The 13,529-nt window shown below is 75.1% G+C and carries 11 protein-coding genes; 3 read left to right on the plus strand and 8 right to left on the minus strand.

The genetic code is table 11. The features are described from left to right. Nucleotides 1–90: 90 nt before the first annotated feature. From ACFP1Z_RS01175 to ACFP1Z_RS01185, 3 genes are all read left to right on the plus strand, one after another. Entirely contained in the window at nucleotides 91–1,626 is a 1,536-nt protein-coding gene (locus ACFP1Z_RS01175) for an alpha/beta hydrolase (protein ID WP_390313769.1), read from the plus strand. Nucleotides 1,627–1,789: 163 nt separating this feature from the next. After that, the gene (locus ACFP1Z_RS01180) at nucleotides 1,790–2,128 is read left to right on the plus strand and encodes a hypothetical protein (RefSeq protein ID WP_390313770.1); all 339 of its coding nucleotides are present in this window, start codon (nucleotides 1,790–1,792) and stop codon (nucleotides 2,126–2,128) included. Nucleotides 2,129–2,258: 130 nt separating this feature from the next. Next, nucleotides 2,259–3,818 (plus strand): alpha/beta hydrolase, encoded by a 1,560-nt coding sequence (locus ACFP1Z_RS01185; protein ID WP_390313771.1) that lies wholly within the window; start codon nucleotides 2,259–2,261, stop codon nucleotides 3,816–3,818. Nucleotides 3,819–3,895: 77 nt separating this feature from the next. On the opposite strand, the gene moeZ is transcribed toward ACFP1Z_RS01185, so the two are convergent. The 8 genes from moeZ to ACFP1Z_RS01225 form a co-directional block, all read right to left on the minus strand. Next, nucleotides 3,896–5,074 carry an adenylyltransferase/sulfurtransferase MoeZ gene (gene moeZ, locus ACFP1Z_RS01190; RefSeq protein ID WP_390313772.1) on the minus strand — a complete coding sequence of 393 codons (1,179 nt, stop codon included), beginning with the start codon at nucleotides 5,072–5,074 and terminating at the stop codon, nucleotides 3,896–3,898. Between the two features lie 83 nt (nucleotides 5,075–5,157). Continuing rightward, complete coding sequence (locus tag ACFP1Z_RS01195) at nucleotides 5,158–5,991, minus strand: spherulation-specific family 4 protein (RefSeq protein WP_390313775.1); 834 nt, start codon at nucleotides 5,989–5,991, stop codon at nucleotides 5,158–5,160. After that, nucleotides 5,979–6,893, minus strand: a complete 915-nt coding sequence (locus tag ACFP1Z_RS01200; protein WP_390313777.1) for an NAD-dependent epimerase/dehydratase family protein — start codon at nucleotides 6,891–6,893, stop codon at nucleotides 5,979–5,981. Before ACFP1Z_RS01200 ends, ACFP1Z_RS01195 begins: the two co-directional genes overlap by 13 nt. Then, complete coding sequence (locus ACFP1Z_RS01205) at nucleotides 6,890–8,116, minus strand: hypothetical protein (protein ID WP_390313778.1); 1,227 nt, start codon at nucleotides 8,114–8,116, stop codon at nucleotides 6,890–6,892. Before ACFP1Z_RS01205 ends, ACFP1Z_RS01200 begins: the two co-directional genes overlap by 4 nt. After that, nucleotides 8,113–9,696 (minus strand): DUF3492 domain-containing protein, encoded by a 1,584-nt coding sequence (locus ACFP1Z_RS01210; protein WP_390313779.1) that lies wholly within the window; start codon nucleotides 9,694–9,696, stop codon nucleotides 8,113–8,115. Before ACFP1Z_RS01210 ends, ACFP1Z_RS01205 begins: the two co-directional genes overlap by 4 nt. Nucleotides 9,697–9,865: 169 nt before the next feature. Next, the gene (locus tag ACFP1Z_RS01215) at nucleotides 9,866–11,545 is read right to left on the minus strand and encodes a dipeptide ABC transporter ATP-binding protein (RefSeq protein WP_390313780.1); all 1,680 of its coding nucleotides are present in this window, start codon (nucleotides 11,543–11,545) and stop codon (nucleotides 9,866–9,868) included. Continuing rightward, on the minus strand, nucleotides 11,542–12,531 hold the full coding sequence (locus tag ACFP1Z_RS01220; RefSeq protein ID WP_390313781.1) for an ABC transporter permease: 990 nt from the start codon (nucleotides 12,529–12,531) through the stop codon (nucleotides 11,542–11,544). Before ACFP1Z_RS01220 ends, ACFP1Z_RS01215 begins: the two co-directional genes overlap by 4 nt. Then, complete coding sequence (locus ACFP1Z_RS01225) at nucleotides 12,528–13,526, minus strand: ABC transporter permease (RefSeq protein ID WP_390313783.1); 999 nt, start codon at nucleotides 13,524–13,526, stop codon at nucleotides 12,528–12,530. The genes ACFP1Z_RS01220 and ACFP1Z_RS01225 overlap by 4 nt, the downstream gene beginning before the upstream one ends. Nucleotides 13,527–13,529: the final 3 nt, after the last annotated feature.

The following is a 13,529-nucleotide window of genomic DNA, read 5'->3' on the forward strand; positions in this document are numbered from 1 at the left end:
CCCCACCCATCCACCCCACCCATCCGGCCCACCCCGACGCGCCCCGCCCCCGGCGACGGCACAGCATGGTCGTCAGGAAGGAGGGGTGCCGTGGCCGGCTCCGTGAGGACCGTGAGTCTGATCTCCGCAGGGCTGCTGACGGTGGCGGCGGTCGGCTGCACGGGCGCGGGGCAGCAGGTGAGGGCGGCGGCGCCGAGCGCGGGGGGCGGGCAGCGGCTGGAGTGGGCGGCGTGTCCGGCGGCGAGCGGGAGCGAGGGCGGGGGCGGCGGCGGTATCGGCGGGGGGCGGCCGCCGGGGGCGGAGTGGGAGTGCGCGACGCTGCGGGTGCCGCTGGACTACGCGAAGCCGCAGGGGGAGAAGATCGGTATCGCGCTGATCCGGGCGAAGGCCACGGACCAGGCGCACCGGATCGGCTCGCTGGTGTTCAACTTCGGCGGGCCGGGCGGTTCGGGGGTGGCGGCGCTGCCGGCGTTCGCGGAGGACTACCGGAATCTCAGGACCCGCTACGACCTGGTGAGCTTCGATCCGAGGGGGGTGGGGCGCAGCAGCGGGGTGACGTGTCTGGGCGACCGGGAGCTGGACGCGTACTTCGCGGCGGACGCGACACCGGCCACGACGGCACGGCAGACGGCTCTGGTGAACAGGGTGGCGGCCTACGCGGCGGGGTGCCAGAGGCGCTCGGGGAAGGTGCTGCCGTACGTGGGGACGACGAACGCGGCGCGGGACATGGATCTGCTGCGGCAGGCGCTGGGGGACGACAAGCTGCACTACTTCGGTGTTTCGTACGGCACCGAACTGGGCGGGGTGTACGCGCACTTGTTCCCGAAACGGGTGGGCAGGGCGATGTTCGACGGGGTGGTGGACCCGACGAACGACGCGGCGCAGGGGGCGCTGGCGCAGACGAAGGGGTTCCAGCTGGCGCTGGGCAACTATCTGGACGCGTGCGTGCAGAAGGCGGACAACTGCCCGACGGGGCAGCAGATCCAGCAGTTGCTGGAGCGGCTGGACAGCCGGCCGATTCCCGGGGGCGGGGGGCGGCAGCTGACGCGGGCGCTGGCGACGGGGGGTGTGGCGCAGGCGCTGTACTCGAAGGACTTCTGGGACTACTTGACGGAGGGCGTGGAGGACGCGGAGAACGGGGACGGCAGGGTGCTGATGGCGCTGGCGGACTCGATGAACGGGCGTGGCCAGGACGGGCGTTACAGCACGCTGCAGTCGTCGCTGAACGCGATCTCGTGCGCGGACTCGGCGGAGCGGTACACGGCGCGGGAGATCGCGGCGAAGGTACCGGAGTTCCGCAGGGCGTCGCCGGTGTTCGGGGATTTCATGGCGTGGAGCCTGACGCAGTGCACGGGCTGGCCGGTCAAGGGGCAGTGGCGGACGCCGGACGTGAGCGCGAAGGGGGCACCGCCGATCGTGGTGGTGGGCAACACCGGTGATCCGGCGACCCCTTACGAGGGAGCGCACCGGATGGCGCAGGCGCTGGGGCCGGGGGTCGGGGTGGAGCTGACGTTCCGGGGACAGGGGCACGGGGCTTACGACAGCGGGAACGCCTGCGTCAAGGGGGCGGTGGATACTTACCTGTTGGAAGGTACGGTGCCGGAACCGGGCAAGGTCTGCTCGTAACGGGCAGAGGATGGAGCTAGACACCGCGCGGCAGACCACGGCCGAACCCCGCCATCGGGCACGGCCGGACCACGGCCGTCGGTACGGGGAGGGCTCGAATGTCAGTGGCCCGCTCTACGATCGTCCGCACAGCAGTTCCGCGACGGTGGGTCGGGGGTGGAGGGTGTCGTACGCGAAGCGGCGGGACATCGGGCGTGCGGGGCGACGGGTGCGGGTGCTCGTGGGGGCGCTGGCGATCGTGGCGCTGGTGGCCGCGGTGGTGGCGTTGTGGCAGACGCAGTCGACGCCGCCGGCGAAGCGTTCGTCGTGCGCGGGGACGTGGTGGGAGGAGGGGGCCGCGCAGGCCGGGGCCCGTGATTGCGGGCAGGGTCCGGCGCTGCTGCTGCGGGGGACGCCGTCGGCTGCGGAGCTCCTCATACGGGTGAATCCGGCAGTGGAAGCGGGCATGGAGCGGCCGGGTGTGCTGGCGGACGGGCTCGCGGGGGCCCGCGCGCGGGCCTGAGCGGGTGCGGGGCGTCCGGGCGCGCCGGGAGCGCCCGTGGGAGCGGGCCGCGCCGGAGTGTCCCCGGAAACGGGGGGAAGCAGGGGGGCGGTGGCGCCAAGGGTCCCGATTCGTCCGTACAGTCGGGGAAATGAGTCCCCAACGGCTACGGGCTCCGGCCCTCCTCTCCGTGACGTTCGCGCTCGCCCTGTCCGCCACCGGGTGCGGCAGCGGCGGTTCCGGCAGCTCGAACTCCCCGGACAACAAGAGCAGTACGGGCGGCGCGGCCGCGGGCGAGGCGCCGGTCGCCCTGCGCTGGAGCGCGTGCTCGGCGCCCACGGCCGCGCAGGGCGGTGACGGCAAGGCGCCCGGCAAGGAGTGGGAGTGCGCGAAGCTGCCGGTGCCGCTGGACTGGTCGAAACCGAAGGGCGAGACGATCGACCTGGCGCTGATCCGGGCGAAGGCCACGGACCAGGCGCACCGGATCGGCTCGCTGGTGTTCAACTTCGGCGGGCCGGGCGGCTCGGGGGTGTCGACGCTGCCGGGGCTGGCCGACAGCTACAAGAAGCTGCGCACCCGCTACGACCTGGTGAGCTTCGACCCGCGCGGGGTCGGGGAGAGCGCGGGCGTGAAGTGCCTGACGGACAAGGAGCTGGACGCGGCGAGCCAGGTGGGCACCACCCCGGACAACGCGGCGGAGTTGAAGGAGACGCTGGAGGCGAAGAAGCACTTCGCCGAGGCCTGCAGCCGCAATTCGGGCAAGGTGCTGCCGTATCTCGACACGGTGAGCGCGGCCCGCGACATGGACCGGCTGCGGGCGGCGCTGGGGGACGACAAGCTGCACTACTTCGGCATCTCCTACGGCACCGAACTGGGCGGCGTGTACGCGCACTTGTACCCGAAGAACGTGGGGAGGGCGGTCCTGGACGCGGTCGTCGACCCGACGCAGGACCCGGTGCAGGGCAATCTCAGCCAGACCAAGGGCTTCCAGCTGGCCCTGGACGACTACCTCAAGGACTGCGCGGAGAAGAGCGGTCAGGGGCAGTGCCCGACGCAGGAGAGCATCACCGCCCTGCTGTCGGGGCTGCGGTCGCGTCCGCTGCCGACTTCGCAGGGGCGCGGGCTCACCCAGGACGAGGCGGTGGGCGGCATCGCGGCCGCCCTGTACTCGAAGGACACCTGGAAGTACCTGACGGCGGGGCTGAAGGAGGCCACGGCCAAGGGCACGGGCGACACGCTGCTGCTGCTCGACGACTCGATCAACGGCCGGGGCCCGGACGGGCGTTACAGCAATCTCATGGCGGCGAACAAGGCCATCTCGTGCGCGGACGCGGAGCAGCGCTACACCCCGGACGACGTGCGGCGGCTGCTGCCGCGGTTCCGGGAGGCCTCGCCGGTCTTCGGGGAGGCGGCGGCCTGGTCGCTGCTGGACTGCACGGGCTGGCCGGTGCAGGGCCGCTGGAAGGCCCCGGACGTGGACGCGGCCGGGGCGGCGCCGATCGTGGTGATCGGCAACACCGGTGACCCGGCGACCCCGTACGAGGGGGCGCGGCAGATGGCGCGGCGCCTCGGTGACGGGGTGGGCGTACAGGTCACGTACAAGGGCGAGGGGCACGGCGCGTACAACAGCGGCAGCACGTGCCTGGCCGGGGCGGTGGACAGCTATCTGCTGGAGGGAAAGGTGCCGCAGGAGGGCCTGTCCTGCTCCTGAAACGCGAGGGGCCTGTCAGTAACGCGTGTGACGCGTGCGGACAGGCCCCTGAACCACGGCCGGCGGACAGCAGCCGGTCAGTACACCGGCTTGTCCGGCTCGATCTGGTTGACCCAGCCGATGACGCCGCCGCCGACATGGACGGCGTCCGAGAAGCCGGCGGCCTTGAGGACCGCGAGCACCTCGGCGGAGCGCACACCCGTCTTGCAGTGCAGGACGATCTTCCGGTCCTGCGGCAGGTCCCGCAGGGCGTCGCCCATCAGGAACTCGTTCTTGGGGACCAGCCGGGAGCCGGGGATGGCGACGATCTCGTACTCGTTGGGCTCGCGGACGTCGATGATGTCGAGCTTCGCGCCCTCGTCGATCCACTCCTTGAGCTGCCTGGGCGTGATCGTCGAGCCCGCGGCGGCCTCCTGGGCCTCCTCGGAGACGACGCCGCAGAACGCCTCGTAGTCGATCAGCTCGGTGACGGTCGGGTTCTCTCCGCAGACCGCGCAGCCCGGGTCCTTGCGCACCTTGACCTGACGGTAGGTCATCTCCAGTGCGTCGTAGATCATCAGCCGGCCGACGAGCGGTTCGCCGATGCCCGCGAGCAGCTTGATGGCCTCGTTGACCTGGATGGAACCGATCGAGGCGCACAGCACGCCCAGCACGCCGCCCTCGGCGCAGGAGGGCACCATGCCCGGCGGCGGGGGCTCGGGGTACAGGCAGCGGTAGCAGGGGCCGTGCTCGGACCAGAACACCGACGCCTGGCCGTCGAAGCGGTAGATCGAACCCCATACGTAGGGCTTGTTCAGCAGCACGCAGGCGTCGTTGACCAGATAGCGGGTGGCGAAGTTGTCGGTGCCGTCCACGATCAGGTCGTACTGGGAGAAGATCTCCTTGACGTTGTCCGCCTCCAGGCGCTCCTGGTGCAGGACGACGTTCACGTACGGGTTGATGCCGAGGACGGAGTCCCGGGCGGACTCGGCCTTGGAGCGGCCGATGTCGGACTGCGCGTGGATGATCTGGCGCTGCAGGTTCGACTCGTCGACCTCGTCGAACTCCACGATGCCCAGGGTGCCGACGCCGGCGGCGGCCAGATACATCAGGGCGGGCGAGCCGAGGCCGCCCGCGCCCACGCACAGGACCTTGGCGTTCTTCAGCCGCTTCTGCCCGTCCATCCCGACGTCCGGGATGATCAGGTGGCGGGAGTAGCGGCGAACCTCGTCGACGGTGAGCTCGGCAGCCGGCTCTACCAGGGGTGGCAGCGACACGGGGTCTCCGTAGGTCGGTCGGACGTCGGAGCGGGCCCGCGAGTGCGGGGCGCTCTTTTGCCGTAACACTGCCACGCCGGGTCTCATTCCGAGACACCAGGTCCGGTGCGCGAGACGATCTCGTCCCAGTAGCCGGGCAGGACCTCCCAGGGCACGGCCCCGTCGGCCCCGGTGCGGTCGGTGACGAAGAGCGTGCCCGCCCCGCGGCCGCGGGCGGTGCGCAGGACCTCGTCGAGACCGTGCCGGGGAACGCCGTGCACGAGGTGGCAGAAGCGCTCGGGGGGATGCCCGGCGGTCCACTCCGGGGGGCGGACGAGCCGGTGGGCGGCCCACGGCCCGCAGAAGGTCACCAACTGGTCGGCGAGGGCGGCGTATCCGGGCGCCGGGTGACTGCCGTGCACGAGCAGGACGTACGCGCCCGGCAGCAGGGTGCGCAGCGCGGCGGCGGTGCGCCGGGTGCCGGGCAGGGCGGCGGGGCCCACGGGCGCCCGGTCCAGGGCGAAACCGTCGACCCGGTACCAGGACAGGTGGTGCTGCGCCTCGGCGATCAGCTCGGCGAAGGGGCGCCGGCCGCGGGCGAGATCGAGGTGGCCGAGGAAGCGCACGCCGGCGTCGCGCAGCCGGGCTGCGGCGTCCAGGACGTACGGGTCGGGGCGGCTGCCGGGCCCGCCGGTGGGCCCGCCGGGCACCGCGGCCATCGCGGCGCCGCCGAGGACCGCCCAGTCCAACGCCGTCCCGGGGCGCAGGAGTTCGCCCCATTCGGCGGGGGCGAGCAGGGGGTGCGCGAACCCGGGGACGCCCAGCCGCGGCCGGGCGCCGGTCCGGGCCGCCGGCCCGGCCGGGCCGGGCCACGCCACCGGCCCCGGGGGGACGGCGCGGGCGGCCCGGCCGGACCCCGGCGGTGTCAGATACGACACGCGGCCTCCATCCAGATGTCCGCGAGGGACTCCTCCAGCCCGATGCGGGGCCGCCAGCCGAGCCGGTCGCGGGCGGTGCGCACATCGGCCTGCTGCCAGCTGCCGCAGCCGTCGGGGTAGGGGTAGGCGGGCTGGCTGCCCAGGTGCGGGTCGTCGAGCTCGTGGAGGGCGCCGCCGAAGCCGGCGACGCGGGCGAGCAGGGAGGCGGCGTCGCGCAGCCGCACGGCGCGGCCGGTGCCGATGTTGACGGCACCCTGGGCGGCGGACAGCGAGGCCGCGTGCACGGCGCGGGCCACGTCGCGCACGTCGACGAAGTCGCGCTGCACGTTCAGGCCGCTCAGTTTCAGTTCGCTGTCGCCGCTCTGCATGGCGCGGCGCATCGCGTCGGCGAGCCGGCCGAGGGGGGAGCCGGCGGGGGTGCCGGGGCCGACGGGCGAGAAGACCCGCAGCACGATGGCGTCCAGGCCGGAGCCGAGGACGAGTTCGGTGGCGGCGAGCTTGCTGACCCCGTACGGGCCGCCGGGGCGGGGCACCGCGTCCTCGGCGGTGGAGGAGCCGGGCTGCGAGGGCCCGTACTCGGAGGAGCAGCCCAGTTGCACCAGGCGGGCGCCGCAGCCGCTGCGGCGCAGGGACTCGCAGACGGTGGCGACGGCGACGGTGTTGTGCCGGGTCAGGTCGCGGGCGCCGCCCCGGGTGGCGCCCGCGCAGTTGATGACGACACCGGGGTGGACCGCGTTGAGGAACCGGGTGAGCGCGCCGGGGCTGCCGGTGGCCAGGTCGAAGCGGACGTCGGCGTCGTCGCCGCGGCCGAGCGCGGTGAGCTGGACGGCGGGGTCGGCGAGCAGCCGGTCGGCGACGTAGCGGCCGATGTAGCCGTTGGCGCCGAGCAACAGGACCCTCATCGCTCGCGCCCTCGCTCTCGCCCGGCGGTACGGATGGGGTTAGCGGTCATTCCTTGCTCCTCTGACAGGGGGTGCGGCTCGGACCGGTCGGTGGACGCCGACGGCACGCGGGGCCGTCGGCGGGTGCCGCGCCGGTGGGCGGAGGCCCGGGACAGCGCGGACAGAGCGTGGGCGAGGAGGGCGAGCGCGCAGGGCACGCACGCCGCGAGGGGTATGGCGGCGGGGCCGCACCACCCGGCGGCCCGGACGACGGCCGGGCCGAGGGGGGCGAGGGCGCCCCGGCCGGGCAGTGGCGGGGCGCCGAGCGCGAGCAGGGCGGCGGCCTCCACGGCGCAGGCGGTGAGCGCGGCGACGACGCCGGGCGCCGTGAGGCCGCGCACGGACAGCAGCCGGGCGAGGAACAGCAGGGCGCCCAGTGCCGTCAGGGCGGCGAGGCGCGCGGCGCCCGCCCGGCCGGGGCCGAGGGCCGCGTGGGCGGCCCACAGCAGCGCGGCCAGCGCGAGGCTGAACAGCGCGACAGTGGCGAGGAGTTCGGGCCGTACGCGCGCGCCGAACTCGGTGAGGGCGCGGCTGCCGACGAGCGCCCGGCGCACCCGGGCGGTGAACCAGCGCGCGCACCAGGCGGCGGGCGCGAGCGCGCAGCCGAGCGCCAGCGCGGTGGCCGGTACTCCGGACCCGGCCCCGCGCACGGCCGCCAGGAGCGCTCCGGCGGTGCCGGAGTGCCCGCCGCCGGACGTCCCGCGCAGCAGCACGCCGGCGACGCGGTCGCCGACGAGCGCGTACGCGGTGAGCCAGGCGCAGGCGGCGAGCATCAGGGCGCGGGGCAACCACCCGGCGCGGACGGCGCGTTCGCCGCTCATGGCCGGGGCGGGGGCGGCCGAGGGCCCCGCCCGGTGCGCTCCCCCCCGGAACCGGGCGCGGGACCACAGCGCGCGGGGCGCCGCGGGGGCGCCCTTGAAGCGGCGGTGCGCGCCCCGGGCAGGGGCGGTGCCCCGCATGGCGCGGGCGTGGAGCTCCTCGGCCAGGGAGAAGACGTCGCGGTGCCGGCACCGCGCGGCCGTACGCTCGCAGACCCCGTGGGCCTCCAGGTGCGCGGCGATCTCCAGGGGGTCGGCGGCCCGTTCGCACAGGGCTCGGTGGCGGGCGAGGAGCGCCTTGACGGGGTCGGCCGGGGCTATGCCGTCGGCGGCGGGGGCGGCGGCGCCCCGCAGGGGAGTGGTCATGGGCGACCCGCCCGGGTGGGGGCCGTGGCGCGCGGGGCGGGGGCGGGCGGCGGGTGCGCCGTGGCGGCGTACGCGAAGGGCACGCAGGGGTCCTGTCCGCCGTGCCGTACGGGGGCGAGCGGGGCCAGTTCGAGGTAGATGCCGCGGAAGTCCGTCACATACCGCTCCTCGGTGAAGAGTTCGAGGGCCCGGGCGCGGGCGGCGGCCCCCAGGCGGGCGCGCAGCCCGGGGTCGTCCAGGAGGGCGAGGCAGGCGTCGGCCAGGGCGTGGGGGTCGCCGGGGGCGGCCAACAGGCCCGTACCGCCGAGGACTTCGCGCACGGCCTCGGTGTCGGGTGCCACGGTCGCCCGGCCGCAGAGCATCGCTTCGGCCAGGGGCAGCGGGAAGCGGTCGGCGGCGCCGGCGAGGACGACGACGGCGCCCGCCGCGTAGGCGGCGGGGCCGGCGGCCGTCTCGAAGAGGACGCCGTCGACGGGGCGCGTCTCGCCGGGGGGCGGCGGGCCGAGGACCCGCAGCCGCACCCGGGGGTCGGCCTGCCGGAGCGCGGCGAGCGCCTGCCACAGGACGGGCCCGTCGGCGCGGTCGCCCGCCCACACCACGGTGCGCCCGTGGCCGTCGGGGGGCCGCGCGCCGGCCACGGCGTCGTAGGGGCGGGTGTCGAGGCCGGGGTGCACGGTGCGCAGCCGCGCGCGGTCGGCGCCGCAGCGCTCCTGCCAGCGTCTGATGTGCGCGTCGCCGGCGGTGACGAGGTCGGCGCGGCCGTAGACCTCGGCGGTCAGCTGCCGGTGGAAGGAGGCCAGCAGGGTGCGCACGGGCAGGGAGAGCCCGGCGGAACCGGCGGCGCTGTTGAGGTAGTAGGCGCGCAGCCGCATCTCGTACTCGGTGACGAGCAGGGGGGTACCGAAGAAGCGTTTGGCCAGCAGGCCGGGGAGGGCGGCGGGCCCGGCGGAGGCGGCGTGGCACAGGTCGGCGGCGGCGAGGCCGCGCCCGCCGGGGCCGTACCAGTCCAGGGACAGCGGCCGCAGCGCGCGCTCCAGGAGCCGGGTGACGGCCAGGAGGTCGGCGACGCGGGTGCCGTAGAGGGCGGGGTGCGCGCCGGGCGCGCGGCAGGCTGACTCCAGGATCCGCAGCGCGTGTTCGGAGCGCAGGACGTGTCCGAGCCCCCCGGCGTCCCGGGCGAGCCCGGCGAGCGCGTACAGCGCCCCGGCGAAACGGTACGCCTGTCCCTGACCGGCGGCGTCGGGCCCGGCACCACCCGCCTCCCCCGCCGCTCCCGTCCCCATCGCGCACACCGCAGCCGCCAGCTGCGCGAAGTGCTCGCCGAAGCGGCGGCGTTCGTGCCGGCCGTACGTGCCGTGGGCGCGGGGGCCGAGCCGGTCGGGATCGCCCCACAGGGGGGCCGTGCGGACCTGGCGGACGTGGCCGGGGAGCGGGTGGCGGGCGCCGCTCTCCTGGCGGGCGCTGCGGCTCAGCGCGTAGACGTCGAAGTCGTGCCGGCCGAGCCCGCGCACGAGCTGGTCGCACCACGCGGCGCCCGCACCCGCGGCGTACGGATAGCCACCCTCCGTAAGGAGTCCCACGCGCACGCGCGCACCCCCGTCTCTCCCTCGTTCTCACGTCGGCGGCCGCCGAACGGCAGCGGGCAGCACGCTATGCGGGTGCCGAGGTGGCGCGACGGACGGTTGTCCGTCGCGCCACCGGAAGGGGTGAAGGAAGATGACTTTCCGGAAGATGGGGCGCGCTCTCGCGCTATACGGCGGTTCCCGCCGGTCCCTCCACGGCGGTTCCCGCCCGTTCGAGGCGCGGAACGGCGGCCAGCAGGCCCCGGGTGTAGGCGTGCCGGGGCCGCTCGTAGACCGTGTCGGCGGGGCCCTCCTCGACGATCCGGCCGCCGCGCATGACCACGAGCCGGTCGCTGACCTGCCGGACGACGGCGAGGTCGTGGGCGATGAAGACGAGCGCGAGCCCGAGCTCGCGCTGCAGTTCGCCGAGGAGGGCGACGACCTGGGCCTGGGTGGTGACGTCGAGGGCGGAGACGGGCTCGTCGCAGACGATGACGCGCGGTTCGGGAGCCAGGGCCCGCGCGATGCCGACGCGCTGGCGCTGGCCGCCGCTGAACTCGTGCGGGTAGCGGTGGTACGCGCCGGGGTCGAGCCCGACCCGCTCCAGCAGCTCCCGCACCCGGGCGGTGATCTCCGCCTCCCCCAGCGTCCCGGCGGCGCGCAGCGGGTCGGCGATGGACTCGCCGATGCTGCGCCGGGGGTTGAGGGAGGAGACGGGGTCCTGGAAGACCATCTGCAACTCGCTGCGGAAGGGGCGCAGTTCGCGCTCCTTCAGGCCGCCGATGTCGCGCCCCCGGTAGCGCAGCGCGCCGCCGGTGGGCGGCAGCAGCCGTACGAGCATGCGGCCGAGGGTGGTCTTGCCGCTGCCGGACTCGCCGACGATGCCGACGGTCTCCCCGGCCCGTACGGTCAGGGAGACGTCGTCGACGGCGGTGACGGCGCCCTTGCCGCGCCCGAACTCGCGGCGCAGGCCGGCCGCTTCGAGCAGCACGCCGGAGCGCGCGCCGTCCGGGGCGCTGCCGGGTGCGCCGTCCCGCGCGCTGCGCCCCGGCCCGTCCCGGCGGACGTCGATCCGGGGAACGGCCTCCAGCAGTTCCCGGGTGTACGGCTCCCGCGGAGCCGCCAGCACGCCGCGCACGGGTCCGCGCTCCACGGCGCGTCCGTCCTTCATCACGAGCATCTCGTCCACGCTGTCGGCCGCCACGCCCAGGTCGTGGGTGACGAGGACCAGCCCCGTGCCGGTCTCGGCGCGCAACTCCCGCAGCAGGCCGAGGACCTGGGCCTGGACGGTCACGTCGAGGGCGGTGGTGGGCTCGTCGGCGACGAGGAGGCGGGGCGCGCACGCGAGCGCCATGGCGATGAGCACGCGCTGGCGCATGCCGCCGCTGAACTCGTGCGGGCGCGAGCGGGCGCGGCGGGCCGCGTCCGGGATGCCCACCCGGTCGAGCACCTCGGCGGCGCGGGCGCGCGCGGCCCGCCGGGAGGCGCCGCGGTGGTGGACGCGGTGGACCTCGGCGATCTGGTCGCCGATGGCCTGGTAGGGGTCGAGGGAGGACAGCGGGTCCTGGAAGACCATGGCGGCGATCCCGCCCCGGATGCGCCGCAGTTCCGCCTCGTCGGCGCCCTGCACGTCGTGGCCGGCGACGGTCACGGAGCCGCTGACGCGGGCGCCCGTGCCCCGGTGCAGGCCCAGCAGGGCGTACGCGGCCGTGCTCTTGCCGGATCCGGACTCGCCGACGATGCCCAGCGCCCCGCCGGGCGCGAGGGAGAAGGACAGCCCGTCGACGGCGTGCACGGCGCCGTTCCCGGTGGGGAAGGTCACGCGCAGGTCCGCGACGGAGACCAGCGGCTCGGTGGGCGTCGTCATCGCAGGGCCACCCTTCGGTCGGCGGCGGCGTACAGGACGTCCGCCACGATGTTGGCGAGCACCACGGCGGTGCCGGTGACCAGGACCACGCCGACGACGACGGGCAGGTCGACGGTCTGCGCGCCGCGCACGAGGAGCTGTCCGATGCCGGGCAGGCCGAACATGACCTCGGTCAGCGCGGCGTTGCCGAACATCGAGCCGAAGTCCGCGGCGGACAGGGCGATGACGGGGGCGAGCGCGCCGCGCAGCGCGTGCCTGCCGACGATCGCCCGCTCGGAGACGCCGTAGGCGCGGAAGGTGCGGATGTGGTCCTCGGCGAGGGTCTCCAGGGTGGAACCGCGGGTGAGGCGCGCGTACTTGGCGGCCTCCAGCAGGGCCAGCGCGACCCACGGCAGCAGCATGTTCCAGGCCCACTGCTCGGGGTCGTCGGTGAGCTTCACGTAGGACGGGAAGGGCAGCCACTCCAGGTAGGCGCAGAAGAGCATCAGCAGCCCGATGCCGGTGATGAACACCGGGGTCGCGGTGCCGGCGAGGGTGAGTCCGGTCAGTACGCGTTCGGTGGTGCCGCCGCGCCGGAGCGCGGAGAGCAGTCCGGTGCCGACGCCCAGCAGCAGCCACAGCGCCATCGCGCCGACGGCGAGCGAGGCGGTGGCGGGCAGCCGGTCGAGGATCAGCTGCGTGACCGGCTGGTCGTTCTGGTACGACAGGCCCAGGCAGGGGGCGTCGCAGTGCCGTACGCCGGTGCCGGTGGAGTAGTCGTGGCCGGTGACGATCCCTTGCAGGAAGTGCCAGTACTGCACGTACACGGGGTCGTCGAGGGCGAGTTGCTCGCGGACCTGGCGGATCTGTTCGGGGTTGCAGCGCGGTCCGCAGGCCAGGCGCGCGGGGTCGCCGGGGGCGATGTAGAAGGTCGCGTAGATGACGGCCGACAGCACGAGCAGGACGACGAGTCCGCCGAGCAGCCGGCGCAGCAGGTAGCCGGTCACGCGGCGCCCTCCAGGGTCGGGGCGGTGTCCGCGCGGCCCGCCCCGCGGCGTCGGCCGACGCGCAGCCGGGATGCCTCGCGCGGGTCCAGGGCGGTGCGCACGGCGTCGCCGAGCACGGTGAAGGCGAGGGCCGTGACGAACAGCAGCAGTGCCGGCAGCAGCACGTACATCGGGTCGGCGCGGAACCACAGGGTGGCCGTCGAGAGCATCTGTCCCCATGAGGGGGTCGGGGCCTTGACGCCCACGCCGAGGAACGACATGGACGCCTCCAGGACGATGTTGGACGGCAGCAGGACGGCCGCGTAGGTGATGACGGGTGCCGCGAGCGCGGGCAGCAGTTCGCGGCGGGCCACGCGCCAGGGCGAGCCGCCGCCGAGCCGGGCGGCGGAGACGAAGTCGAGCTTCTTCAGGCCGAGGGTCTGGGCGCGCACGAGCCGGGCGAGGCCGCCCCAGGCGATGAGCCCGATGACGACGACGAGCAGGGCGGGGCGCGGGAAGTCCTCGGGGACGACGGCGGTGAGGGCGATGGCGAAGACCAGCAGGGGCATGGCGACCATCACGTCGGTGACGTGGCTGAGCGCGCCGTCGACGAGCCGGTTGCCCAGTCCCGCGGCGAGCCCCACGGCCACTCCGACGAGCACCTGCACGACGGTCGCGCCGAGCGCGACGACGAGGGAGACGCGGGCTCCGTAGAGCAGGCGCACGAACAGGTCGCGGCCGGTGCCGGGTTCGACGCCGAGCCAGTGCTCGGCACTGACCCCGCCGAAGGAGCCGATCGGCACTCCGCCGCGCGCGGAGTCGACGAGGGCGTCGTGGTACGTGGTGGGGTCCTGGCCCTCCAGCGCGGCGAGCAGCGGCGCGGCGAGGGCGAGGACGACGAGCAGGCCCAGCACGGCGGCGGCCGCGAGCGCGGACCTGCGCGCGCGCAGCCGCCGCCACACCTGGCGGGCGCCGGAGGCGGGTGCCGCCGGCTTCGGTTCCGACGTGTCGTGCATGGT

The organism is Streptomyces gamaensis, assembly GCF_042656465.1.
Classification (GTDB): domain Bacteria; phylum Actinomycetota; class Actinomycetes; order Streptomycetales; family Streptomycetaceae; genus Streptomyces; species Streptomyces gamaensis.